Origin of the sequence: Algoriphagus boseongensis (assembly GCF_004362805.1) — a bacterium.
GTDB classification, from domain to species: domain Bacteria; phylum Bacteroidota; class Bacteroidia; order Cytophagales; family Cyclobacteriaceae; genus Algoriphagus; species Algoriphagus boseongensis.
Genome location: NZ_SNYF01000006.1, coordinates 252731 through 277009, shown reverse-complemented (window position 1 = coordinate 277009; position 24279 = coordinate 252731). Strand labels below are relative to the sequence as shown.

Annotated in this window: 22 protein-coding genes; 8 read left to right on the top strand and 14 right to left on the bottom strand. The window is 40.8% G+C overall.

Going from position 1 to position 24279, the window contains the following annotated elements; translation table 11 throughout:
• Nucleotides 1–22: 22 nt before the first annotated feature.
• Nucleotides 23–2428 carry an alpha-L-rhamnosidase-related protein gene (locus DFQ04_RS08750; RefSeq protein ID WP_133554871.1) on the bottom strand — a complete coding sequence of 802 codons (2406 nt, stop codon included), beginning with the start codon at nucleotides 2426–2428 and terminating at the stop codon, nucleotides 23–25.
• A 161-nt stretch (nucleotides 2429–2589) separates the two neighbouring features.
• On the opposite strand from DFQ04_RS08750, the gene DFQ04_RS08745 reads away from it, so the two are divergent.
• Nucleotides 2590–4029, top strand: a complete 1440-nt coding sequence (locus tag DFQ04_RS08745) for a DASH family cryptochrome (RefSeq protein ID WP_133554869.1) — start codon at nucleotides 2590–2592, stop codon at nucleotides 4027–4029.
• Between the two features lie 2 nt (nucleotides 4030–4031).
• Here the strand turns inward: DFQ04_RS08745 and DFQ04_RS08740 are convergent, their stop codons facing one another.
• From DFQ04_RS08740 to DFQ04_RS08730, 3 genes are read right to left on the bottom strand one after another with little or no spacing between them, the layout of a single operon-like run.
• Nucleotides 4032–5267: a serine hydrolase gene (locus DFQ04_RS08740; protein ID WP_133554867.1), complete on the bottom strand. Its 1236-nt coding sequence runs from the start codon at nucleotides 5265–5267 to the stop codon at nucleotides 4032–4034.
• 1 nt (nucleotide 5268) lies between these two features.
• Nucleotides 5269–6324, bottom strand: coding sequence for an aminotransferase class I/II-fold pyridoxal phosphate-dependent enzyme (locus DFQ04_RS08735; protein ID WP_133554864.1), 1056 nt, complete (start codon nucleotides 6322–6324; stop codon nucleotides 5269–5271).
• Between the two features lie 8 nt (nucleotides 6325–6332).
• Complete coding sequence (locus DFQ04_RS08730; RefSeq protein ID WP_133554862.1) at nucleotides 6333–6755, bottom strand: VOC family protein; 423 nt, start codon at nucleotides 6753–6755, stop codon at nucleotides 6333–6335.
• A 48-nt stretch (nucleotides 6756–6803) separates the two neighbouring features.
• On the opposite strand from DFQ04_RS08730, the gene DFQ04_RS08725 reads away from it, so the two are divergent.
• The 5 genes from DFQ04_RS08725 (at nucleotide 6804) to DFQ04_RS08705 (ending at nucleotide 10567) form a co-directional block, all read left to right on the top strand.
• Entirely contained in the window at nucleotides 6804–7706 is a 903-nt protein-coding gene (locus DFQ04_RS08725; protein ID WP_133554860.1) for a patatin-like phospholipase family protein, read from the top strand.
• Complete coding sequence (locus tag DFQ04_RS08720; RefSeq protein ID WP_133554858.1) at nucleotides 7693–8316, top strand: class I SAM-dependent methyltransferase; 624 nt, start codon at nucleotides 7693–7695, stop codon at nucleotides 8314–8316. Before DFQ04_RS08725 ends, DFQ04_RS08720 begins: the two co-directional genes overlap by 14 nt.
• 23 nt (nucleotides 8317–8339) lie before the next feature.
• Nucleotides 8340–8942, top strand: coding sequence for a trimeric intracellular cation channel family protein (locus DFQ04_RS08715; RefSeq protein WP_133554856.1), 603 nt, complete (start codon nucleotides 8340–8342; stop codon nucleotides 8940–8942).
• Between the two features lie 150 nt (nucleotides 8943–9092).
• Nucleotides 9093–9986, top strand: coding sequence for a YitT family protein (locus DFQ04_RS08710; RefSeq protein WP_133554854.1), 894 nt, complete (start codon nucleotides 9093–9095; stop codon nucleotides 9984–9986).
• Nucleotides 9986–10567, top strand: a complete 582-nt coding sequence (locus DFQ04_RS08705) for an HD domain-containing protein (RefSeq protein WP_133554852.1) — start codon at nucleotides 9986–9988, stop codon at nucleotides 10565–10567. The genes DFQ04_RS08710 and DFQ04_RS08705 overlap by 1 nt, the downstream gene beginning before the upstream one ends.
• Here the strand turns inward: DFQ04_RS08705 and DFQ04_RS08700 are convergent.
• From DFQ04_RS08700 to DFQ04_RS08675, 6 genes are all read right to left on the bottom strand, one after another.
• Nucleotides 10564–11934, bottom strand: a complete 1371-nt coding sequence (locus DFQ04_RS08700) for an alkaline phosphatase family protein (protein ID WP_133554850.1) — start codon at nucleotides 11932–11934, stop codon at nucleotides 10564–10566. The two genes, DFQ04_RS08705 and DFQ04_RS08700, sit on opposite strands and share 4 nt — an antisense overlap.
• Nucleotides 11935–12112: 178 nt before the next feature.
• Nucleotides 12113–13330, bottom strand: coding sequence for a metabolite traffic protein EboE (eboE, locus tag DFQ04_RS08695; RefSeq protein WP_133554848.1), 1218 nt, complete (start codon nucleotides 13328–13330; stop codon nucleotides 12113–12115).
• Nucleotides 13331–13339: 9 nt separating this feature from the next.
• Nucleotides 13340–14494 (bottom strand): 3-dehydroquinate synthase, encoded by a 1155-nt coding sequence (locus DFQ04_RS08690; protein WP_133554846.1) that lies wholly within the window; start codon nucleotides 14492–14494, stop codon nucleotides 13340–13342.
• Between the two features lie 76 nt (nucleotides 14495–14570).
• The gene (gene eboC, locus DFQ04_RS08685) at nucleotides 14571–15485 is read right to left on the bottom strand and encodes a UbiA-like protein EboC (protein WP_133554843.1); all 915 of its coding nucleotides are present in this window, start codon (nucleotides 15483–15485) and stop codon (nucleotides 14571–14573) included.
• A gap of 3 nt (nucleotides 15486–15488) precedes the next feature.
• Nucleotides 15489–16400, bottom strand: coding sequence for a TatD family hydrolase (locus DFQ04_RS08680; protein WP_133554841.1), 912 nt, complete (start codon nucleotides 16398–16400; stop codon nucleotides 15489–15491).
• A 49-nt stretch (nucleotides 16401–16449) separates the two neighbouring features.
• Nucleotides 16450–17337 carry an EboA domain-containing protein gene (locus tag DFQ04_RS08675; RefSeq protein ID WP_133554840.1) on the bottom strand — a complete coding sequence of 296 codons (888 nt, stop codon included), beginning with the start codon at nucleotides 17335–17337 and terminating at the stop codon, nucleotides 16450–16452.
• A 243-nt stretch (nucleotides 17338–17580) separates the two neighbouring features.
• Here DFQ04_RS08675 and DFQ04_RS08670 point away from each other — a divergent pair, with 243 nt between their 5' ends.
• The gene (locus DFQ04_RS08670) at nucleotides 17581–19125 is read left to right on the top strand and encodes a M20/M25/M40 family metallo-hydrolase (RefSeq protein ID WP_133554838.1); all 1545 of its coding nucleotides are present in this window, start codon (nucleotides 17581–17583) and stop codon (nucleotides 19123–19125) included.
• A 129-nt stretch (nucleotides 19126–19254) separates the two neighbouring features.
• On the opposite strand, the gene DFQ04_RS08665 is transcribed toward DFQ04_RS08670, so the two are convergent.
• Both DFQ04_RS08665 and DFQ04_RS08660 read right to left on the bottom strand, forming a co-directional pair.
• Complete coding sequence (locus DFQ04_RS08665; RefSeq protein WP_166637291.1) at nucleotides 19255–20220, bottom strand: alkaline phosphatase family protein; 966 nt, start codon at nucleotides 20218–20220, stop codon at nucleotides 19255–19257.
• A gap of 185 nt (nucleotides 20221–20405) precedes the next feature.
• A complete protein-coding gene (locus DFQ04_RS08660) occupies nucleotides 20406–21737 on the bottom strand; it encodes a glucuronyl esterase domain-containing protein (RefSeq protein WP_133554821.1) in 1332 nt (443 codons plus the stop codon).
• Between the two features lie 148 nt (nucleotides 21738–21885).
• Here DFQ04_RS08660 and DFQ04_RS08655 point away from each other — a divergent pair, with 148 nt between their 5' ends.
• Nucleotides 21886–22968 (top strand): serine hydrolase domain-containing protein, encoded by a 1083-nt coding sequence (locus tag DFQ04_RS08655; RefSeq protein ID WP_133554819.1) that lies wholly within the window; start codon nucleotides 21886–21888, stop codon nucleotides 22966–22968.
• Nucleotides 22969–23003: 35 nt separating this feature from the next.
• On the opposite strand, the gene DFQ04_RS08650 is transcribed toward DFQ04_RS08655, so the two are convergent.
• Both DFQ04_RS08650 and pnuC read right to left on the bottom strand, forming a co-directional pair.
• Complete coding sequence (locus DFQ04_RS08650; RefSeq protein WP_133554817.1) at nucleotides 23004–23525, bottom strand: AAA family ATPase; 522 nt, start codon at nucleotides 23523–23525, stop codon at nucleotides 23004–23006.
• Nucleotides 23512–24129 (bottom strand): nicotinamide riboside transporter PnuC, encoded by a 618-nt coding sequence (pnuC, locus tag DFQ04_RS08645; RefSeq protein WP_133554815.1) that lies wholly within the window; start codon nucleotides 24127–24129, stop codon nucleotides 23512–23514. The genes DFQ04_RS08650 and pnuC overlap by 14 nt, the downstream gene beginning before the upstream one ends.
• Between the last annotated feature and the right edge of the window lie 150 nt (nucleotides 24130–24279).

The following is a 24279-nucleotide window of genomic DNA, read 5'->3' as shown; positions in this document are numbered from 1 at the left end:
GACCTGGAAGGTTTAGATTTTTTTATTTGGATGCTTCCACTCTTACTTTTTTTCCTGTCATCAAAATCCTTCTATACCCATTCTGAGTATCTGAGCTGACCTCTTTTCCCAAAACTTTTACTTTGTCAAAAGTCTCAGGGATTTCGATCGAAATTCCCCATTTACTTTCAGTTTGTTCTACCTCAATAGCAAGAACTCCTGACTTATCCACATATCTAAGGGTGATTTGGTTGTCTCCGATCATGACATTTTCTATGCTGGCCTCTTCCCATCCAGAAGGCATTTGAGGTCGGACATAAATGACTTTATTTCCTGCATCAGGTTGTATTCCAAAAAACTGAGTGATGATCGGAACAGCAAAACTGTACATATTCCAAGCTTGGGTAAACATCCCATAATCTGGAGAAACCTCATAAATGGATCCCGGAAGGGAAAATCCAAAACTCCTGGTCATTCGCTTCAGGTAATCCAAAGCACCATCCGGATTTCCGTAATTATTTTCTCCAATAGCTGAAACTCCAGTCGGCAGAGTCATAACTGCTCCCGTATAGGAAAAGACTTTACTTCCTGAAAAAGAACCATCCGCATTCTCTGAACTTTCATCCCGGTCAATTCCTGTGACAAATGTGCCAAATGGATTCGTGTACTTTTTGGCCGTAGCCAAAGCAATTTTAGCCTTTTCAGGATCAGCAATTCCCGTTTCCATAGGGGTGTTTACTACCCAATTATGATATAGGACGAATCCTTGCTTCTGGTCCTTTGGCAATGTGGATAACTTTGCTTTGGTCGCCTTTAATTCATCCACGGCCCAAGGTTTTTTTAAGGTATCGGCACGAATAATCGCACCATCAATTAAGTGTAGCGCTTCCTCAGCAGTGCCGATAAAATCCGCATAGGACCCAAACTCCTCCACCCAAAAGTCTGAATTGATTTTGGTGGCCAGAGCATCTGCCGATTGTTGATAACTTTTCGAAAGCTCTGTTTTTCCCAGAATTTCGGCCATTTTAGCTGCATCTGAAAAGGCCTTTTGGCTATAAACTGCCACATCAATCATTTCGGATTGGAGTCCATGGATTTCCATCATTCCGTACCCATCTGCCAAAAGATTGCCGTCTTTATCATTTTCCCGAAGAAGCCAATCCAATCCTTTTTCTATAGATGGAAAATATTTTTCCAACAATTCCCGATCCCCCGTCCATTTGTAAACCTCCCAAATAGTAGAAGCCCATTGGGGAGTCTCGTTAATATTTCCTGGATTAAACACTGCCCCATTGGTACTCACTTCGTGGACAATTCTTCCATTTCCATTTTCTTTTTCAGATAGGTCATGAATCAACTGCAAGGTCGAATACACCAAATCCTTTCTTCCAGTGGTAATCAATCCTTGAATAGTATACTCGCTATCCACCCCAAAAAACCAAGGGTAATCCTGAAGCCCTGCTCCAAATCCTCTTCCCATACCAGGAACATCTCGGACCAACCAATCATTATTGAATTTTATCCATTCAAAAGCTTGCTGCAATTCTGGATCAGGAATCGTCACTTTACTTAATTCTTCAAGCTTTTGGTAACGGTTCCTTTTGGAATTCCAATCGGCAAACAGATTCATCCTTAAGTCCACCAATGTTTCCAAGGCCTTTAACTCGCTTTCAGAAGAACCAGCAATGAATACTGGAATAATTTCTTCCTGATTAGGCTTGAGGTTTATTTCTAAATCAAAAGCTGAAGCCACACCCTTTCCTTTAGGATTAAACTCGCAGTTAATCTGGGTAGAAGGATTTATCTCAAGCCCTTCCTTAGTTCCCCAGACCGCATACCAGGAATTTCCTTGATCTTTAGCAGTAAATGTATTGGTCAGCTCATCAAAGGAAACTTCATCCGGATTATCTATCATTTCTGTTCGCTCTCCAAGCCAAACAGGCATCAAATCCACCAAGGCATTGAATTGAAATTGGAAGGATTTGGAAGAGTTGTCCACATTTTTAAACCGAAACAAAATGACCATTCCCTCTTTTCCATCCGGAACAAATTGGAGTCTTTGAACTTCTATTCCGGCATCTTGAAGTTGAAAATCATGCACATTCGTAAATGGATAATTGGTAAAAGAAGTAGCCTGGTCCAAACAATAACTTTTTTCGTCCAAATCAACCGAAGCTGTAAACCCATCCATCAATTTGATAGGATGAAGCCAAATTCCACCCATTTCACCTTCAACATGCCATCCCAAATCAGGGAAAGAACCATTTTGGTGACCAATCAAATAAACCCGATCCCCTGCGGCAACAAAAGGTGAATTAAGGTATTGTGGTTTTCCTTTGAGGCTTTTTAACTGGCGGAGTTCTTCAAAAATTTCTTGTTCGGGAGTCAAGGCTGATTGGCAGGAAGCCAAAGCCAGAATAATTCCCAAAAACCAAAATGTACTTTTCATGAGAGCGAGTTTTCTGGGAAAAGATACTAGGATTCCATAAAAATCAAGGAATCGAAAATTCTGTTTCCGAAAATTTCAGCGGAAAATGGATTCAAAGAAGCTTTTCTGAACAATTTTAAAACTTAAGCAAACACTTTTCTTCAACACCCTGTTGCCCAATTATGAAGTACAAGAGGATAGTGGTGTGGTTTAGAAATGACCTTCGCGTCTCGGACAACGAAACGCTAAGTAAGGCAATTCAACAAAGCCAGAAAATTATTCCTTTGTATTGCTTTGATCCAAGAATGTTTGAAAAAACAGAATTGGGTTTCCCAAAGACAGGAAATTTCCGAGCCAAATTTCTTCTGGAATCCCTGGAAAACCTAAGAAGCTCTTTGAAAAAGCTTGGAGGAGACTTGGTGATTTTAAAAGGGAAACCAGAGGAGGTTATTCCTGAATTCTCGGAGAAAGTAGGAGCTAAAGCCATATTCTATTCTCAGGAAGTTACCTCTGAAGAAAAAAATGTGGAAAAGTCCCTAGAGAAAGAGGCATTCCGCAAGGGGATAGAGGTAGAAAGTCATTGGCAAAGTACGCTTTACCACTTGGAAGATCTCCCTTTTCCAGTCAAACAAACCCCTGAAGTATTTACCCAATTCAGGAAAGAAGTTGAAAAATTATCTCGAGTAAGAAGTACCTATCCGACCCCTAAAAAGGTCAAATTTCCGAGTGAGGATTTGATTCCTGAAAAAGGGGAATTACCTACTCTAAACTCATTGGGACTGGAAGACCCCAAGCAGGATTCAAGATCATGGTTGGTGTTGAAAGGTGGAGAAGAGTCTGCGTTTGGGCGACTCCAGTCCTATTTTTGGGAAAAAGACTGCCTAAAATCCTACAAGAAAACCCGTAATGGTTTATTGGGAATGGATTACAGTACCAAGTTTTCTTCCTGGCTTTCGTTAGGCTGCATTTCTCCAAGAAGCATTTTTGAGGAAGTCAAAAAATACGAAAAGCAAAGAACCAAAAATGACAGTACCTATTGGGTCATTTTCGAATTAGTCTGGAGAGATTACTTCCGGTTCATCGCCAAAAAACACGGTGATAAAATCTTTCAATTAACAGGCATCAAAAATCAAGAGGACTCCTGGAGTAGAGATAGAGATCAATTTGATCTCTGGGTAGAAGGGGAGACAGGAGTCCCTTTTGTTGATGCCAATATGCGTGAATTGAAGAATACTGGATTCATGTCAAATCGGGGAAGACAGATTGTCGCTAGCTTCCTGATCAATGATTTGGGAATCGATTGGACCTGGGGAGCCAGCTATTTTGAAAGTCTTTTGATAGACTATGACGTTTGCTCCAATTGGGGGAACTGGATGTATGTGGGTGGAGTAGGGAATGATCCAAGAGAAAATCGACATTTCAATATACTCAGGCAAGCCAAAAACTACGATCCCAAAGGAGAATTTGTAAGACACTGGGTTACTGAAATTCAAAGCATTACAGGATTTGATATTCACCAACCTTGGGACTTATCCACATCCCAATTACGGGCAGTAAAGATTCAACTTGGACATACTTATCCACAACCTATGGTAGATTCCATTAGGAAAATGGAAGTCTGAGTTTAGTATTCAAACTTGAATTTTTTCAAATCCGGAGGAAGTGCTTTCTTCCTTTTTAATTCCCTTTGGTAAAGATAATCCCCCAATTCCGAAAAGAAGGGCAAGCCGATTTCATCGTATTCGTATTTATCGTCATTTAGGATTTGGTCCTCATTGACATAAATAATGGCCGAAACCAGAAACTCAACTCCTGATTCAAAATCAACAAAATAGGACCCATCAATCAGATAACCGTAAGACCATCCTGTTTTATTGAAAATCCTGAATTTGGATGGTATTGAACTCTTATCTGTTCCAAATTTGAAAAACTTGGAATAGCTATCGTAATATTCTGTAGTGTCATATATAGGGAAATCACTTTCCCTTGGGAGCATGCTCATGTATTTTAACGCGAAAGCCCTATGTTCTTCATTAAGCTGAAATCTTTCCCCTTCCAAGAAAGCTTCAGGGAAAACTAATCGCTTCACTACTCCATGAAGGTCAGAAAGCGCAAATTTATTCTTGTTGGAGAAATCCATGGGGGATTGAATCAAGGAATCCCCTTGGTAATAGGCCTTTCCAATTTTCGGATTTCCGGGAACCACATAGAGGCTATCAGATTGCCTTGCAGGCAGCTCCAGAATAATTTTTCCGGACTTATCCACAAATCGGATTGGATTGAACTGCCTGTTTTCTTCTGGAGAAAGTGGAAAACTCAAGCGCTGCATGATCATCGTATGATCAAGACCCTTCTCTTTCAATTTTCGATTGATATAATCCATTCCCATCAATTCATACAAGCGATTGGAAGCATCGTTATCCGAAACCAAGAGGATCTTTTTGATGTAATGGGCGATACTGGGCAGGCCAGTTGCGGATGAACTATCTGTTAATGCAGGAATTTGGCTGATCCTTGCAGAATCAGTCAACATGATGGTTTCCAGATTTAAACCTTCGATATTTTGCTCCTCAAGCCATTCCATGGCCAACAAAGCGATAGGAAGTTTTACTGTGGATGCCGGATAGAAATAATGATTATCATCCAGATTGAAGGAATAATCCGTGAAAAGAGGAACTCCATGTTCATTCCTGTCTATCTGAGAATAAAGAATTTGCACCTGATATTTTGAAGAATCGACAAGGACCTTATTCAGTGTCGGATAAGCTTCTAAATCTTCATAAAAGACCCTAGGTTCTTTCTGAGAACATGCACTTATCCACAATGCAAATCCTAGGAATACTAGACTAAAATATTTCATATTAATGAAGTGATTTTATTACTGACAAAAGAGAAAAGACATCTTCCTTTTCATGAAATCCAGAGATTACAATCCTATTGACCTTTGGGCTTTGGGCGGTTGGATAAGAAAAAGAGGAAGTTATAAAGCCTAAATTTTCCAATCGATCTGTCCAGGTTTCATCCTGATAGATAAATGCCGGGAATTCCGGAACACCAGAAATTGTGGATAACTCTTCCGTTTCATCAAAGAACAAGCGGCATAGTTCTTTTAATTTTTGAAACTGGGCACTGTGCAGATCTTGGGTATCCAAGAAAGTTTGAAGATTTGCTGGAGAACCAGGAGAAGCCCCGATAAAAATGGCTTGGGATTTTATTCCTTCGATTGTTTTTTCATTTCCAAGAATAATTCCCGCTGGCATCCCCAAACCTTTTCCCAAGGATCCTGAAACCATCAAATTATAAGAAGGGCTGGAATGCTTTTTATAAGTCCCAAACACACTTTCTCCCAATACCCCAAAAGCATGACTATCATCAATCAAGAGCGTGACCTCATGTTTTTTGGCTATCTCAGCAATCCAGTTGTATTCATGAATTTGAGCTTTGAGAGGATCAACAGCATTTCCTAAAATAAAAATCCTTTGGGAGGAAAGTCTATCAGATAACTCCAAACACTTCTTTTTCCATTGTGTAAAATTAAATTGAATATCAGGTTTGATATTCAAAGGTAATATCGCTGCATGGGTATCAGGTGCAATCCAACATTGATCAGCATTTGGGTATAGCCATTGCCAGGCTGCAATTCCAGCCAAGTACCCTGAACTAACTACCGCCCCAGAAGCTGCTCCTGCCTGATTTGCAAAAAACTCCTCAAACTCAAGGAAAACACTCAATCGAACGTTATTCGCCCGACTGAGGCCATGATTACTTCCCCAGCGTTGTATATTTTTAAGTAAAACCTCCTCATATTCTTTTCTTTGACCAATTCCCAAATAGGAAGTACCAGAGAAAAAGTAATATGACTTTCCCTGAATCTGGACTATCCTATCCAGCTTTTGATCTAAGTGAAAAGGTTTCAAGTCTTCGATTATTTCGCAAAAATCTGAGAAGGATCTTGGAATGATTTAAATTCCAAGGCATTTCCACATGGATCTAGGAAAAACATGGTAGCCTGCTCACCTACCTCGCCTTTGAAACGGATGTAGGGCTCAATTACGAATTGAATTCCATGATCCTTAAGCTTATCAGCCAAATTATGCCATTCTTCCCATCCTAGAATTGCGCCAAAATGCCTTACGGGTACATTTTTTCCATCTACCTCATTGGTTTTGGCATTTGCCAATTCTTCAGGCTTGATATGTGCAGATAGCTGGTGACCAAAAAAGTTGAAATCTATCCACTTGTCAGTACTTCTACCAATGTCGCAGCCTAATAAATCCCCGTAAAACTTTCTGGTTTCCTCAATGTCACGAATAGGAAAGGCAAGGTGAAAAGGTTTGAATTCGCTCATAATGATTAATTTCGTTGATAGGTATAGGTGATTTTTCCTCCTAAAGATATGGCAAAAAACAAAAAAGTTTCATTGGTTTTGAGCAGTGGTGGAGCGAGAGGTTTAGCTCATGTTGGTGTGATCGAGGAGTTGGAAAAAAGAGGATATGAAATTGAGGAGATAGCCGGTTGCTCGGCAGGGGCTTTGGTTGGAGGTATGTTTGCCGCAGGCAAAATGCCTGAATTCAAAGATTGGATCTGTAATCTGGATCGAATCGATGTCTTTTCCCTGATGGACTTCACCTTTTCAAGCCGAGGGTTCATTAAAGGTGAAAAGGTCTACAATGCACTTAAAAAAGTGGTTCCTGACCGTCCTATTGAAGATTTGAGAATTCCTTTCTCTTGTAATGCTGTAGATTTTAAAAGCGGAAAGGAGTACATTTTTAGAAAAGGGTCGCTTTACTCAGCTATTAGGGCCTCTGGAAGCATTCCCAGTGTTTTTCAACCTGCTAGATATTTGGAGAGAGAATTTATCGACGGAGGAGTGGTAAATCCGGTTCCTATTTCCATGTTGGATAAGCAGGAAGAAAATTTATTGATTGTGGTGGACGTGAATGGACCGGAGGACTGCTTCATGGAACCTCCAAAAAAAGATGCAGAAGGCCATTCTTTTCTCAAACTACCCAAATGGCTGAAGGAATATCAAAAGAAAATGAGCCAGTTTTTCCCCGATGAAAGTCCAAAAGAAAAATCTAAATCCTATTCCTCTCTGGATTTAATAACTCGGTCATTTGATTTACTGCAGGACCGCTTTTGTGAACTTTTGGTAGAAAAACATCCAGTGGATATCCTGATCAAAATTTCAAGAAAACAGGCCGGAACTTTAGAGTTTCACCGATCGGCTGAGATGATAGAAATAGGTAGGCGGAAGGCAGTTGAAGCACTTAACCGACTTGAAGATGGAGATCAGTGAATTAAACCGGCTACTGGGAAATGTGGATATCTATCTTTTAGATCAGATTCTAAAAGGACGATTTTCCAAAGAAATGAAAATTCTAGATGCAGGCTGCGGTGAGGGAAGAAACTCGGTCTATTTCATTCAAAAAGGCTATCAGATCTTTGGCATAGATCCAAACGAGACAGCTATCCAATACTGCAGGTACATGTCCAAATCCTTAAATCCTGATTTTGATTCTCACAGATTTCAGTTTGGGAGAATGGAAGAAATTCCTTTTCACCAAGGGGCATTTGATGCAGTGATCTGTTCGGCCGTTTTACATTTTGCAAGCGATGTGGATAATTTCTTCCAAATGATCGGTGAAATTCATCGGGTCCTTAAACCCAAAGGGATATTCTGGTTTAGAATGTGTACTGCCTTTGGAGGAATCAATGATCAAATTCAAGAATTGGGGAAGGGAAGATTCCTTCTTCCTGACGGTTCGGAACGGTTTGTTCTTTTTCCTGATCAGCTAGAAAAACTGGAGACAATGGGATTTACCCATTTAGAAAATCCCAAGACGGTTCATTTGCCCAATCTTAGAGAAATGGGTGTATTTATCCTGGAGAAAAACTCATCTCATTAAATTTTGACCAAAAGCCCAAAGCCATGGAACTTCAATATGCTTTAGAACTTGTAGGAACCTTTGTTTTTGCCATTTCCGGAGCATTGGCAGTAAGGGAAAAAGAGCATGATTTATTTGGTGCGGGATTTACTGGATTTATCACAGCGATAGGCGGGGGAACACTAAGAGACATTTTGTTGGATAGTTATCCTTTGGTGTGGATTGGAGACATCCATTTCTTGTATGCCATTTTGCTTGGCGTGGTGGCTGCTTTCATATTTCCCAATTTACTGAGCCGCTTGAGGAAGACCTTTTTCCTTTTTGACACCTTGGGAATTGGATTTTTCACCGTATTGGGAGTAGAAAAGGCGCTAAGTCTAGGAGTACGACCTGAAATCGCTGCAATTATGGGAATGTTTTCTGCAGTGATGGGTGGAGTGATTCGGGACACACTGACGAATGATATCCCAATACTTTTCAGAAAAGAAATTTATGCTTCGGCTTGCTTGGCAGGAGCCGTGATTTATTTAGTTCTCAGTTATTTAGGCTTAGAAAGAAGCTACAATCTGCTTATTTCCATGAGCATAATTATTTCCATTCGATTAATTGCGATGAAATATAAATTGAGCTTACCACGCTTAGATTGAGATCTTTTTTTGGAAAAAACTTTCCAGAAACCTTGATTTTTAATAATATATCCAAGATAATTAATAGGTTCTTTTTTGGGTTTTGATAGATTTTATGATGACATTCGAAGTAACTAGTTACCCTTTATTCTTTTTTTTCTTTCCCCTTAAATGAGTTTAGACAAAGAATCAGTCAATTGGAAAGCCATTTTTAACCCCATGTCCTTGGTTTCGATCTTGCTTGGGGTGATCTGCGCTTCTATTGCGCTGGAAGCATTTATGCTTCCCAACAAATTCTTGGATGGTGGAGTGACAGGTATTGCTATTATCGTGAATCTGAACTATGATGTAAACCTGAACCTACTTTTGGTCTTGATCAATCTTCCTTTCTTTTTTGTAGCCTGGAAAAAAATCGGAAAGACTTTTACAGTTCAATCCGCTTTTTCAGTCTTTCTTCTTACTCTAGTCCTGCATTTTTTGGATGTCCCTGCAGTTACTGAAGACAAAGTTCTAATTGCCGTATTTGGAGGGGTTTTAATGGGTGTTGGAATTGGGTTAATTATCCGGGGAGGTGGCTTAATCGATGGCTTTGAGGTGATTACGGCTTTATTCCAAAAGAACTCTGCGCTATCTGCAAGCGAGATCACTATATTCTTAAATTCACTGATCATGTTATTTGCGGCATGGTTTTTCGGGATAGAAGCTGCGATGTATTCTATATTGACCTATTTCACTGCAATCAAAATGACTGATTATGTAGTGGAAGGATTTGAAGAGTACACCGCCTTGACGATTATTTCGAAAGAGGATGAAAAAGTAAAAGAGCTTATTGTGAAAGAATTTGGCAAAGCGATTTCAGTCTATAAAGGAGAAAGAGGCTATTTACCGGAGACGTTTCACATCCACCATCCATGCGACATCATCATGACTGTCGTGACTCGACTGGAGGTACATAGAATGAAATTAGCCATACAGCAAATAGACCCAAAAGCATTCTTTTATGTTCAAACGATCAAAGAAGTTAAGGGAGGTATTATCAAACAAATCGGAAGCAAACACAACTGATGGTTTTTGAAGAAATTCAACATATTGTCTATCGGGATATTCTGGAAAAACTTCCTTCCCACTTGACCTATCATAATTTGGAGCATACCAATTATGTATTGAGCCGTGCTATTTACTTAGCAGAAAAAACTGGAATAACAGCCAAGGAAATGGAGCTATTGAAATTAGCTGCTTTATTCCATGACACGGGATTTATCGATAACCCAAAAGACCATGAAGAGAAAGGCTGCAAAATTGCGGAGGGTTATTTAAGTAAGGACTATTCCAAAGAAGACTTGGAAAAGATTTATGGGATGATCATGGCTACCAAAATCCCACAAAGCCCTACAAATGATCTGGAAAACATTTTAGCTGATGCAGACCTAGAATATTTAGGAACGGACCTTTTTGAGCAAATCGGTGAAACACTTTTCATTGAATTAAAACATTTCAATCCAAATTTCACCGAAAGAGCCTGGGATGAACTACAATTGGTATTTATGGAAAAACACCATTACCATACCAAATATTGCCAAGTAAACCGAGAACCCAAGAAGCAGGAAAATTTGCTTAAGGTGAAAAAGAGATTAGGCCTGGACTAATCCTTAATAGCCTTAATTATTAAATCAAAGACAGTAATCGCTTCGATTTTTTGATCTAGATCTTCCCCCTTTGCAGACACAAAAATCGGTTTATCCAAGTCCGATTCCGGTATTCTTCCATGTGCCCCTTTGACTAAGGTTGCATCCAAAGGTATCACATCCATCAGGTAGCGAAAGCCTAGCTTTTTCTTGAGCACTTTCGCTCCGATTTTCAGAATCGGAATCTTGATAGCTGGATCGAGTACAAGCTCCACGGGATCATATCCAGGCTTTCGGTGGATATCAACACATCTCGCATAATCTGGCGCCTTGGAATCGTCTAACCAGAAATAATAGGTAAACCAGGAATCAGCATCGGCTATCACGACTAAATCTCCTGATCGTTCGTGATCAAGATGGTAGTCTTTTTTACCCTCTGCATCGAGGACTTTTTCCACACCTGGCGTTTTTTCCAATAAAGCTTTGACTTCAGCGAGTTTGGAGGGATCGTTGACATGGACATGAGCTACTTGGTGATCCGCCACTGCAAAGACGGCCGAAGTGCCCGCATCTAGGGTTTCCAAGCCTAGTTCATTTTTTACCTGAATCCAGCCTTTTTCCTTGAAAATTCGATTCAAATGAACAGGACGATTAACTGAAGTTATTCCATATTCAGAAAGTAGAATGACCTGAATTCCCCGATTCTCAAAAAAAGTGATCAGATCCTTGGCCAAGTCGTCTACTTCTCGAAGATCCTTGGAGATTTTGGAAAAATCGATTCCATATTTCTGCAGGTTATAATCCAGATGCGGAATGTAGATCAAGTTCAAGGTTGGCTGATACCATTCCTCCACCTTTTTTGCAGCCTCAGCAATCCATTTGCTGGATTCAATCGTGGTATTTGGCCCCCAAAAAGTGAAAAGGGGAAACTGGCCCAACTCAGATTGCAGGCGGTCCCGAAGTCCCATGGGTTGAGTATGGCAATCTGGGAGTTTACGTCCATCAGCAGGATAAAGAGGCCTAGGTGTAACCGCATAATCCGCCGTAGAATACATGTTGTACCACCAAAATAGATTGGCGACAGTAAAATCCGGATTTTCCTTTCTGAGGATATCCCAGATTTTTTCAGTCTGAACCAATTTATTGGATTGCCTCCAAAATTTGATCTCACATTCATCCTGGAAATACCAACCATTTCCCACGATTCCGTTTTCAGTTGGCCATTTTCCTGTCAAATAAACCGATTGAGCCGAGCAAGTCACTGCTGGTAAAACTGGCTCAACAATGGCTTTTTGCTTCGAATCAATCCACTGCTTCAAAAATGGAGTGTGCTCACCAATAACTCGGGAAGAAAGGGCCACAATATCTAGGACTACAGTTTTTTTCATGGTTTAAAATCATTCGGCGAAGCCAAATTAAATTATCTCTTAATTACGATTTTTGATTTATGATTTACGAGAGGCATGATGAATTCAACCCTAGTTTCCAAAGACTATCTACTTATAGGATTAGGCTTGAAGTTCAGTTTAAGGTCGTAAATCTGAATTCGTAAATTCTCTGATCTTCCTACTCATCCTTCATCTCACCAATCACCCATTGTAATTCCCTAGCGATAGAATCACCGATGGTCAGGTGCGTTTCTTCTGGGAGAACTTCCCAGGTATAGGTCTCCACTTCCAAATGTTGAGTTATTTCTGGATTGGATAAAATTTGTTTGAGTACAATCGAAATTTCTTCCTGGGTGGAGTTAAATGAACCGTAATTTTCCAAAAAGACAGGAACATGAAAATGGATTCTCCACTCTTGCTCTTTGGTTTTAGGTAAGTATTCCAAGGCTTGGGGAAGATCAGGATAGGAGTTTAATCCTTCTTTTGTCTTTCTGGCCACAACCTGGTGGAGGTACGTAGATTCTGCAAACTCCTCGAGTCTTTTGCTTAAGCTAAATCGCTCATTAGCAGAATCTGGAATCAAAACCTTTAACGCTGCCGAAATCTGAATTTTACCAACTTTGATTCCAGCGCTTTCAAACTTTGCAAAGGTGTCTTCTGGCTTTTCATAGACGATGGCAAAATGACAAACATCGTAACAAACCTGAAGATGCCTTTTGATTAAAATTTCAGCCTCTGATTCGCTCAAACTCAGTTTTTCTTGGAAAAACTTTTTCCCTTTTGGTACCAACCAGCTGGAAAAAAAGTCAAGCAATTCATCGGAATTTTCCAAAATTCCATCCGGCTCCGGCTCAATGTCCAAGTGCAAAAGTTTGCCTGCCTCTTTATGGATCCTAGCCAATTCCTCCACCACTTCCAAGAAATTAAGCGTAGCCTTTTCCAACGCATCTTGAAGCTTTGCTTCAGATTTAAACCAATGCCTATATGAAATCGGTGAAGTGGATATACCACCTTCCATTCCTTCAGGAAGGAGTTTTTCTAAAATTCTAAAACTGCGAAGGGTATAATTTTTTCTTTCCTCAGTTGTCCAATCTGGTGCATGAACCTTCTCTTTAACCTTAGTTCGGTGAAAGCCTCCGTAAGGAAAACAATTGAGCGTAAAGACGTATGCATTAGCTTTTTTAAGCCATTCCTGAAACTCCATCATCCGCTCTGGCTTTTCCAAAATCAAGGAAGCTTCATTGGATAGCCTTAATCCTATCCCAAATGGGCCTTTGAATTTCAGGCGATTTCTAACCTCTGGGATATAAATTTTGAGGTTTTGAAAAGTGGCATCCCAAGTCTCCCCAGGATGAATATTGCTGCAATAGCTAAGATGGAAATCTTGGATCTTCATAGAAAAAAATCAAGAATTGATCAACTGGGACTTTTCCTCCAAAGTACGAAGTAAATCCACAGATTTAAAGATCAGGTCAGATTCCATTTCATGGACCTCAATTCCTTTTCCCAATTCCTCCAAAAGCATTATCGTCAATTGACCTCCCAAATGCTCTTGGAATTCCTTCAAGCCTTGAATTAGATTTTCACCTTGCAACTCAGGAGCAAAAAGCTCAAAGCCCAAAGTTTTCATTACCTGAATGATTCTTTGGAAGTCCTGTTCGGAAATTCTATTTTGAAGGAAAGAATAAGCTGAATCTAGGGCAATACCAATGGCGACAGCCTCCCCATGCCGGATTCTGAAATTGCTCAATTTCTCCAGTTTATGGGCAGCCCAGTGACCAAAATCAAGCGGTCTTGATGAACCAAACTCGAAAGGATCTTTTCCTGCAATATGGTCCATATGCATTTTGGCCGAACGAATGATATGAATCTTCATCGGTTCCATTTCCCTTCTTGCCAAAGCGAGTGCATGCTCCTCCAACCATTCGAAAAAACTCAAATCTTTGATCAAAGCCACCTTGATGGCTTCAGCCAAACCAGCCCTCCAATCCCGGTCATCTAAGGTTTTTAGAAAATTGAAATCATTCAATACCGCAACGGGAGGCGTAAAAGTGCCGAGATAGTTCTTTTTGCCAAAGGCATTGATGCTATTTTTTACCCCAACAGCAGAATCGTTTTGAGATAATACTGTGGTGGGAATACGAATCAGTCTGATTCCCCTATGAGAAATGGCGGCAGCAAAACCTACCATATCCAATACCGCTCCTCCACCAATAGCGACTACATAAGAATGCCTGTCAATTCCATAGAGGTGAGTGGCTTCAACTATGCTTTGATAAATTTCCTCCTCATTTTTGCAGGCTTCCCCTCCAATAACAACTATTGGATCTGTCGCTAAGGAAAAGACATCATCGTTAGCTTTGGAGTAGGTTTTGATTTTTCCTATCAAATCGGGATGAGTATCCGCAACCCCGTTATCGATTACAAAAAGGACTTTTGGAACCCTATTTCCGCGAACAGAATCTACAAAAATGGAATTATTGGGATCGAATAGATCCTCTGTAAAAGCGACCGCATAGCGAAAAGGAACTGAAAAGGTCTGTTCGAGAATCGTATTCATAGGTTAAGGCAAGAGATTATTCGGGTTTTTCCACACCCTAAAGACAATTTTGGGGGGAAATTGGTTTAATTGTTTCTCAGGTTACAGCAAATTTTTTGGCTAACCAAAGAGAAATTGGAAGAAGAAGCAAAATAATGAATCCAATGGTCCAACCAGAGGACGCCGTAGCAAGGGAAGCATTTACAATGATTAGGGAAATAACTGCCGCCTTTACTGATTTGCCTATAAAGCACGGTTCTTGAGTTTGAATTGCCTTTACCAAGGGAGGAAAAATCATGTATCCCAACAAGGCCAAAAATGGCAAAACCTCCCAATTGCCAGGTTTCTCCAAATAAGAAAATAAACCGATCGCAAGGAAAATTGAGGCGTACATCGCTCCACCAAAAAATAAGGATTTTCGGTTTTTCCCATGAACTTCCCCTCGGCTTATCATGGTAATTGCAGAAACATAGATCAAAGGCAGAATTCCAATAATCCAGATTTTTTCCAAGACTTCGGGTGCCACACTAATTCCTAACAATAGATTCCCTGTTCGACATAGTCCCATATTGATGGGACCAAAAAAACGCTGATGCTTACCCCAATAATCATAAACTACGGCACAGACAGCAACCGCTATTGCCAGGATTCCTGAAATGGAATTGACTTGGAAGGCAGCAAAAATTCCAAAAAGCAATAATCCAGAAGCCATAACGGTTGCCAAGTTCTTCGAGGCTCTACCACTTGGAATTGGCCTTTCAGGCCTTTCAATGGCATCTAGCTCTGCATCAGCTATATCATTAAAGGCAACTCCTCCAGCATACAATCCAATTGTACTCAATGAAAGCCACAGAAGATTTTGCCAAAATGATTGGGATCCAAGCTCCAGGTCTGAAATCATAAAGGTCCAACCTCCGGCGATAGCAAAACCCGCCCAGATATCTGCGATCGCTGTGATCACATTGGCAGGACGGGTTAATTGCAGGTAAGCAAAGAGGGTGGAATTCTTCATAAATTAATTTTCCACCCGATCTGCTGGACCCTCGACTCTAGGCAATTGACCTCCACGAAGGACGGAGTTGCCTCCCAATTTCTTTGTTTGATCGATTGGCGGTGCTTTTAACCAATCATCTTCATGCATTTGCCCGCTTAAGCCAAAAACTGTTAGGGCATTTTGATAGGTAGTCAAGCGTACATGCTCTTCAGGAATTCCCATTTTTCGCATCAAATTGGCAGTTTTAGGAACAGCCAAAGGATCAGAAATTCCCCAATCTGCAGCAGAATTGACAATAATCCGTTCTGGGCCATATTGCTTGACGATTTCTACCATCCTCTCTGAACCCATTTTGGTATGTGGATAAATCGTAAAAGCAGCCCAAAACCCTCTATCTAAAACCTCCTTTACCGTTTCCTCATTGTTGTGATCCACAACCACCCAACCTGGATCCATGCCATGTTCTTCAGCAACATCCATGGATCGGGTAGTACCTCTTTTTTTATCTCTGTGTGGAGTGTGGATAAGTACTGGAAGGCTTACCTCTTTAGCTAACTCCAACTGAAGTCTATAAAATTTATCCTCTGCTTCTGTCTGGTCATCGTATCCAATTTCACCTATAGCTACAACACCTTCTTTTCCTACATAAAGCGGCAAAAGCTCCATCACTTGCTCTGCCAAGGCAATATTATTCGCCTCTTTGGAATTCAAGCCCATCGTACAATAATGCACGATACCAAACTGAGATGCTCGGAATCTTTCCCAGCCCACCAAGGTGCTAAAATAATCCTTGAATGATCCTACTTCGGTTCGAGGCTGACCCAACCAAAATGCAGGTTCAATGGTAGCTACAATCCCGGCTTTACGCATGGCCTCATAGTCATCGGTGGTACGGGAGACAAGATGAATATGTGGGTCGATATACATTTCCATGATAAGACAGTTAAGTATGAATTTTACAAATTAAGAATGAGGCTAGAAATCAGGCTTGCTTTTCCTGAAAATCCTTGCCGATTTTTTCCCAGGAAACTTCACCATATTCTATGGCTGAAACCAATTCAGGGAATGCTTTCAATATATCTTTCGCAGGTGAATAGCTCGACTGGTAAATTGCCAATACCCCGGCCTCAGCTTCCAATTGATCCTCCGAAAAGACGACCTTTTTCAGGTCTTCCAACATAGAATCACCAATAAATGGAACCACCAATCTCCAAAGTTCTGGCATAACTTTTCTCCCGGCAGCCCAACGCTCATGGGCAAAATCAGAGGCAATTTGGGCTAAGGCAGGATTTCTTCTTTGCTCAAGATTCTGAATCCTGTAAATCGGCCTCTGCATAAATATGGCTTTTAGAACCATTTGATTCCAATTTGCCTCAGGGAAATGGCTTGGAGGATAGGGATTATTCAGGGCGATAGCATCGAAGACAATCGTCATATTGGTTCTACATCCATCTATGGCTCTGGAAAGTAAGTCTTCTAAATAGGGCATCAGTGGAAGCGCTGCAAAAAGCGCTTGCAATTCATGCATTTCGGAAGTTTCAAATAGCTGATTAATCGATTTTAACCATATCTCTTTTTCAGGCTGAAAACTTAGCACCAATATCGTTCTGGCAGTTTGAAGCAAATCCCAATGACTCGGGTCAAAACCTTCAACCAATGCCTTTGCCCTAGCAATCTCTTGTTCACTTAAAGCAAGCGTATCCTTTTTAAAATATCTTGAAGCTTGAGAAAATGCCAGAAAAAACTTGTTGGGAATTCCTTCCTCGCGGATTTTTTCAGTTTGGCTTTTTAGCCAATCCAAGGATTTTCCTTCCGCCCTTGTTCCAAGAAGTTCAAGTAGAAAGGCAACTGATTCATTTTGGGTTTGCATTCTTGTCAATCGTTTCGAATGAATTCTAAAGTAAATCCAAATCTCTCATAAAAGCCAAGGGCATTTACCTCAGCGGAATCAAAAAAGAGGCTTTTATGATAAAAATCAGTACTGTGGTGTACTGGAATCAAAAATAGATGCTGTTTGTAACCTAGAGTTATTTGGATTGGGAAAATTACTTTCCACCAGCGGTTCGCAAAATTTTGAAACCCAATCTATTTTTAGGATCAAACTAAATCAATTATGAAAAAATTCTATTTCTATGGCTTAGCCTTGATGCTACTTCTGGTCGGAAAAGTCCAGGCGCAGAATCAGGTAATCGAAGCGATTATCAAGGAAGCAAACGAAAATTCTCAACTAGAAGTCCTTGCCCACGAATTAATGGATGGTGTCGGACCAAGATTGGTTGGCTCCCCTCAAATGCAAAAAGCACATGACTGGGCAGTGAAGCAGTATCAGACTTGGGGAATACCTGCAAGAAATGAAAAATGGGGTGAATGGAGAGGATGGGAAAGAGGAATCACCCACATCGACATGCTTGCTCCCTGGACCAAATCTTTGGCCGGAACTCAATTGGCATGGAGTCCTTCTTCACCTCAGGGTGGAGTAAAAGGGGAAGTAGTGATTATCCCAGATTTAGCTGATTCTGCTGCTTTTCAAAAATGGTTGCCAAGCGTAAAGGGAAAATACGTGATGATTTCAGCCCCTCAGCTGACTGGGAGACCAGATTACAACTGGGAAAAGTGGGCGACCAAAGAATCAATCGAAAAGATCAAAGCAGATCAAGCTAAGTTGGATGGAGACTGGAATAATAGACTGCAAAAAACAGGACTTAACAGAAGAGACTTGCCAATGGCTTTGGAAAAAGCAGGAGCTGTAGGGATAATTACTTCGTATTGGTCTAGAGCTTTCGGTGCCAATAAAATCTTTTCTGCCTCTACCAAACAAGTCCCAACAGTTGATCTTTCTTTGGAAGATTACGGCATGCTGTTCAGGCTGGCAGAGAGTGGAAAAAAACCACAAATCCATCTCAACGCACAATCCAAAGAAACTGGCGTACAGCCAACTTTCAATACAATCGCTGAAATCAAAGGCTCTGAAAAACCGGATGAGTATGTCATGCTATCAGCCCACTTTGACTCTTGGGATGGTGGAACTGGCGCTACCGATAACGGAACTGGAACCATCTTGATGATGGAAGTGATGAGAATTTTGAAAAAAGTGTATCCTAATCCAAAGCGAACCATCTTGGTGGGTCATTGGGGATCAGAGGAGCAAGGCCTTAATGGATCTCGAGCCTTTGTAGAAGACCATCCAGAAATGATGAATAAAATTCAGGTTCTTTTTAATCAGGATAATGGCACCGGTAGAGTAGCCAATCTTTCCGGTCAAGGTTTCGTGGATAGCTATGAATACTTGGGAAGATGGATGAATAAAGTTCCTAGATCCATTACCTCAGATATCGAAACCTCATTCCCAGGAAATCCTGGAGGCGGCGGTTCCGATTATGCATCTTTTGTTGCAGCAGGCGTTCCAGCCTTCAATCTAAGCTCTTTGAGCTGGGATTATAGCACGCAGACTTGGCATACCAACATGGATACGTATGACAAGATTGTTTTCGACGACGTAAAAAGCAATGCGATTCTAGCCGCAATCATGGTTTACATGGCTTGTGAAGAACCTGAAATGGTTTCCAGAGAAAAGCGAATTCCATTGAATTTCAGAACAGGAGAGCCAACCGAATGGCCAACTCCTCGATCTCCAAACCGTAAAGGCGGAATGGATTAAAAAAAGTTAGTCAGTCCGAGCGGAGTCGAGGACCCTTCGACTCCGCTCAGGGTGACCAACTATCAACTAACCACTTAAAATTAGCGGATAACGGTAAGAGAAAGTGTTTTCTGGAATTTAAACTGCCCCTTATTTTTTCTCCAACAAGGAATCCCCATCCCAATTTTTACTTTGATCCTCAGGAACTTTTATTTCTAGGAACTCTACTAGTGTAGGTAAAATATCCACCATCGCTGCCTTACCTGAATAAAACCTGGAACTTAGATTTTTCTCATTGGTCACCATCCAGATTTCTCGCTCCGAATCACTTTGTCCACCATGATCTTTGAAATCAGGAGCAAGTCTTCCATGATCAGTGGTGATCCAGATCAACCAATCCTCATCGAAATTCTTTTGTCTAAATTGAATGGCTTCCCAAATCCTGCCCACCTGCTGATCTGCCAATTCAATCGCTTCAGTTAGTTGAGGGCTTTTTCCATACCGATGACCCATATCGTCGGTGAATTCCAAATATACCCAAGAAAGATCAGGAGCCTTGGTTTTTAAAATGTGAGCGGCTTCAAAGGACACGAGATTATCAATTTTTCGGATAAAATCCTTTTGCTCATCATGTGGATAAGTCAAAGAATCCACTTCAAATCCATCAAAAACATAGTCCAGTTTCAAATACCCAGTTTGCTCTAAATTTTCCCCCAAAAGCTTGGTCCGGTTATCTTCCCAGGTGGAAAAAATTCCAAGTTTCGCATCTGGCCGAGCTTCTCTAATCAGGCGAAAAATTGTCCAATAGGAATAATTGGGAGCGACAATATCGTTTCCCCAGACATTATGTTTATTCGCCCAAGTGCCGGTAAGCAAGGAATTATACCCAACTGCTGAAATGGTTGGGGTTTCAGTAGGCCCCCCTTTTTCTCCTCCGGTATAGCCACGCGCATATCCCCCAAGCTCTGCGATTTGATCCAGATAAGGGGTATTCGCATTTTCCAGCTCAGGTGCAGGGACTCCATCCAAAATGATAAAAACCACCTTCTTCTCTTGCGAAAAAGACAGTAAAGGAAAAATAAGAATCAGAAAGAAAGAGATGTAGCTACTTTTCATGGAATATAATGGATTTGCTATCAGACTACTCAGATAGTAACAGATTAAGAAAGTATCTGTGTTGATCTGTGTGATCTGTGAGCTTTTTTTCTTCTTCCCCATCAAATAATCTCTCACAGATGTCGCAGATGATCACAGATCAAGAAAGTATCTTTCTGACATGTGTGATCTGTGAGACAATTCGCCTAATCAAAATACTTCCTAGCCCACTGTATAAAATATGGCCAATTTGGTCCAACGGTATGTCCTCCTTCGTGCTGCCTGAAAGCCAAATCTCCCGAGTCCAAAAATGTCTGAATCGGTGGAAATTCCGAAATTGGAAGCGGCTTTTTACGCAATAACTCATACACGGGACCAGCCAAAACCTCTGCATCAAACATCCCTTTGGCATCTATCCATTGCCCCTCAACAGTCGGAGAACCTACTGAGATAAAAACAGGCCTTGGCGCACAAAGGGCGATCAATTCATGGGCATCAACAGGAAGATCATTTTGATTCAAGGGGCCAGCATATTTGATAAAGTTGGGAGCAAACCAATGGTACTCACCTGAAGAAGCCAAATTCTCAATCTGTTCACCAAAAATCCTTCGAAGTAATTTCGCACCTCCAGCTCCCGAAGAACCAATCAAGCCTAAAGCGAATCGTTCATCATAGGCTTGAGCCACTAAGGCTGCTTTTCCGTAACGGGATAGACCTTCAATGACAACTTTTTTTGAATTCACTTTTGGATCAGTTTCTAAAAAATCCAAAGCCCGACTGGCTCCCCAAGCCCATGCCTTAAGCGTTCCCCAATCATCCAATTTTCTTGGCTCCCCCTTATTGACTAAACCGATTATTCCTGACCGCAAACCTGCTCCATTATCAGCCTGGAAGCTGGTTGGAATCAAAATCCCAAAACCCCAACCCTCAGCCAATACCTGTTCTTGCCAAGTTGGACCGGGAGGTGCCGGAGGTCTCCGCATGCCAGCAGGCCAAATCCATCCAAACTCCATAACCAAAGGAACAGACTTATCCACATTTTTTGGAACCCCATATTCAAAATCTATCTCAACTGAAATAGAAGGAAAACTGGAGTTATCCACAATTCCTTTCATTTTTTTATAAGAAGTAAATGTGGAACCGATGAGGGTGTCTTTTTCCCAGATTACTTGCCATTTGACCTCAGGGAGATTATCAGGAGTTCTTCCATATACTTCCCGATCGAAAAGCTCAAAAAGCTCAGCTCTTCGATTGACCCAATCCTCTTTCGTTTTCACTTTATTCCCATTCTCAAAAACAAGGGGGTCTGGAACCGGGGGATAGGAAACCTTGCTTTCATCAGCGTTTGCTGCATTGGGAGCTTCAGGATTTCCTGATGGACCGGGGCGAAGATTATCGATTCCCAATCTGTCCATCATCAACCGATGGTCCTGTTGGCTCAATTGATTTATACTATCTCGTTGCTGCTGAGTAAGCTGGGCAAACGCAGAAACTCCAAAGAGGAGCATTACAATAAAAAGCAAAAGGCGTCTATTCATGGATTTAGACTTAAATGAGAGTAAAAGCTAGGGAAATCCTGGGGATTATTTTGAAAGTTTATACAAATGGAAAGTGCCTAATTTTAAATACCCCTAAGGTCTTGGAGAGCAGTAAAGGGATGACTAAATTCAAGAAATTCTCTCCCTGATGAAAAAGTTATCCACATTTATTTTAGCGTTATTTTTTGGAATTAATTCACTATTCGCTCAACAGAAAATCCTAGAAGCGGCCCTAATACAGGCCCAAAAAGAAGGGTTTTCCGGAGTGGTTTTGGTAGCGGAGGATGGTAAGATCCAATTTGAAAGAGCAATAGGACTCCGGTCCTTTGAGAAAAACATCCCTCTTTTAACAACTGATATTTTTGAGCTAGCTTCGGTCTCCAAGCAGTTTACTGCAATGATGGTTATGATTTCAAAAGAAAAAGGTCTTTTGAATTTTGACGATCCTGTAACCAACTATCTGGACATTCCTTACCAAGGAATAACCATTAGAAACCTATTGACTCATACCAGTGGACTACCGGATTATCAAGCCATCATGGATGCCCATTGGGATAAAAGTAAAGTGGCCACGAACAAGGACATTTTAGAATATCTGAATCGGTATTCCCCGCCGAAACTTTTTGAACCGGGAGAAAAGTATGAATACAGCAATACGGGTTATGTCCTATTGGCAAGCATTGTGGAAAAAGCCAATGGAAAGGATTTCATTGAGCTTTCACGAGAATGGATTTTTAGGCCTCTAGGCATGAATGATACGGATATTCGAACTCTTGAGGAAAAAGCAGCTGTTACAAATTTTGCAGCGGGGCATTTGAAAGACAGCACGGGAAATTTTGTGAATGCCAATAAATTTCATTCTTCAGATTATACCGTTTGGCTGGGAGGAAGAAAAGGTCCCGGCAGAGTCAGTAGCACAGCAGGAGATCTTTTGAAATGGGATCAGGCACTTTACACCGAAAAATTGGTCAGTCAAAAAACTTTGGAAGAGGCATTTTCTCCATTTATTCTTCTTGACGGTACACGAAGCTTTTATGGATTTGGCTGGGAAATAGAGCCTAAAAGTCCCTTTGGAAAAATGGTCATGCATACAGGAGACAATCCGGGGTACAAAACAATCATCGTTCGGTTTATCGAAGAAAATAAAACCATAATTGTCTTAAACAATAATTACCATCCTGACCAGATCAAATTGGTAGAGGCGGCAACATTGTCTTTAAGGAAATTTTGATTGGATTAGAGAATTGAAAGATTGTAACCCTAGGCTTACAATTTATCAATTGCTTCCAATGCTGTCTTAAGTCGGTTTTCACGATGGCCGGAAACGATCAAATAGGAAAATCCACTCACTTGAGCCAAATAGAGATACTTTTCAAAGAAATATTGCCGCATTTCCAATTCCGGATGTTCGCGCAGTGGATCCGGTTCCCAAGGTAAATCGGTGTTGGTAAGCAATATCAGATCGTAGGTTCTTTTTCGAATTTCTTCCAAAACCCAAGGGTCAGTTTTTCCAAATCGATACTCTGACCAAATGTGGATAACTCGTAAATCTGTATCGCAAAAAAGAAACTTTTGGGCTGATTGGAAAAGCATGTCCTCCTGCCGCATTTGTCCTTTGCCAATTTCTAAAAGGTCTTCGAATTCGTAGGGACGATCTATTTTTTCCAAATATTCACGTGCAAATTCCGGAACCCAGGGTTCTTCAAAATGCTTTGCCAAGTCTTCTGCTAAAGTACTTTTTCCTGTGGATTCAGGACCCAAAATCAATATTCGCTTAGGCTTTTGCATAGGTTTTAGCGGACTTGATCCAGGCAAATAAGCCCATAAAAGCTAAAATGGTAAAGAAAAAAAACTGGAAAGAAGTAAGAACCAAACCCTTGTAGAAATATAGCGGCACAGAAACCAAATCCGTGATAATCCAAAAAATCCAGTTTTCGACTTTCTTTTTTGCCATCAACCACATACCTACAAAAGCAGAGGCTGTAGTAAATGAATCCCAATAGGGCACATCACTATCTGTATAATTCTTAAGTAAAAACGCCAGAACAGGATAGGAGATAAGAAAAATGCCCATTGAACTTAGCCAACCCCTGGAGTCTAACCAAGTCACTGGAAGAACCTCTTGGTTTTTTTTTGGATGAGTCCAAACATACCAACCGTAAATAGACATACTGAAATAGTAGGCATTGATACCCATGTCTGCATAAAGCTTGTATTGAAAACAAATCCAGACATAAATCAAGGTGGAAATAATCCCGGTGGGATAAACCCAAATATTTTCCTTCATGGAATAAAAAACCGAGGCAATCCCAAAAAACACAGCAAAGCCTTCCAGCCAACTCATATTTTTTAGGCCTTCGGCCAAACCATCAAAGAAAAATTGCAAATCCATCCTGCGAAGAAAGAGATAAAAATTTGAAGATTGGAAAATCGAAAGATTTCAATATTTCTTCCAGCCTCAATTTCACTTACCTGATAAAAGCCTGTCCCAACTATTTGCCACAAGATTCCAACTTTCTTACCAGTTCCCCTGTTTGATTGT

Coding starts and splice junctions, on each gene's coding strand:
- DFQ04_RS08750 (WP_133554871.1), bottom strand. CDS start 2,428: ATGAAAAGTACATTTTGGTTTTTGGGAATTATTCTGGCTTTGGCTTCC.
- DFQ04_RS08745 (WP_133554869.1), top strand. CDS start 2,590: ATGAAGTACAAGAGGATAGTGGTGTGGTTTAGAAATGACCTTCGCGTC.
- DFQ04_RS08740 (WP_133554867.1), bottom strand. CDS start 5,267: ATGAAATATTTTAGTCTAGTATTCCTAGGATTTGCATTGTGGATAAGT.
- DFQ04_RS08730 (WP_133554862.1), bottom strand. CDS start 6,755: ATGAGCGAATTCAAACCTTTTCACCTTGCCTTTCCTATTCGTGACATT.
- DFQ04_RS08725 (WP_133554860.1), top strand. CDS start 6,804: ATGGCAAAAAACAAAAAAGTTTCATTGGTTTTGAGCAGTGGTGGAGCG.
- DFQ04_RS08720 (WP_133554858.1), top strand. CDS start 7,693: ATGGAGATCAGTGAATTAAACCGGCTACTGGGAAATGTGGATATCTAT.
- DFQ04_RS08715 (WP_133554856.1), top strand. CDS start 8,340: ATGGAACTTCAATATGCTTTAGAACTTGTAGGAACCTTTGTTTTTGCC.
- DFQ04_RS08710 (WP_133554854.1), top strand. CDS start 9,093: ATGAGTTTAGACAAAGAATCAGTCAATTGGAAAGCCATTTTTAACCCC.
- DFQ04_RS08705 (WP_133554852.1), top strand. CDS start 9,986: ATGGTTTTTGAAGAAATTCAACATATTGTCTATCGGGATATTCTGGAA.
- DFQ04_RS08700 (WP_133554850.1), bottom strand. CDS start 11,934: ATGAAAAAAACTGTAGTCCTAGATATTGTGGCCCTTTCTTCCCGAGTT.
- eboE (WP_133554848.1), bottom strand. CDS start 13,330: ATGAAGATCCAAGATTTCCATCTTAGCTATTGCAGCAATATTCATCCT.
- DFQ04_RS08690 (WP_133554846.1), bottom strand. CDS start 14,494: ATGAATACGATTCTCGAACAGACCTTTTCAGTTCCTTTTCGCTATGCG.
- eboC (WP_133554843.1), bottom strand. CDS start 15,485: ATGAAGAATTCCACCCTCTTTGCTTACCTGCAATTAACCCGTCCTGCC.
- DFQ04_RS08680 (WP_133554841.1), bottom strand. CDS start 16,400: ATGGAAATGTATATCGACCCACATATTCATCTTGTCTCCCGTACCACC.
- DFQ04_RS08675 (WP_133554840.1), bottom strand. CDS start 17,337: ATGCAAACCCAAAATGAATCAGTTGCCTTTCTACTTGAACTTCTTGGA.
- DFQ04_RS08670 (WP_133554838.1), top strand. CDS start 17,581: ATGAAAAAATTCTATTTCTATGGCTTAGCCTTGATGCTACTTCTGGTC.
- DFQ04_RS08665 (WP_166637291.1), bottom strand. CDS start 20,220: ATGAAAAGTAGCTACATCTCTTTCTTTCTGATTCTTATTTTTCCTTTA.
- DFQ04_RS08660 (WP_133554821.1), bottom strand. CDS start 21,737: ATGAATAGACGCCTTTTGCTTTTTATTGTAATGCTCCTCTTTGGAGTT.
- DFQ04_RS08655 (WP_133554819.1), top strand. CDS start 21,886: ATGAAAAAGTTATCCACATTTATTTTAGCGTTATTTTTTGGAATTAAT.
- DFQ04_RS08650 (WP_133554817.1), bottom strand. CDS start 23,525: ATGCAAAAGCCTAAGCGAATATTGATTTTGGGTCCTGAATCCACAGGA.
- pnuC (WP_133554815.1), bottom strand. CDS start 24,129: ATGGATTTGCAATTTTTCTTTGATGGTTTGGCCGAAGGCCTAAAAAAT.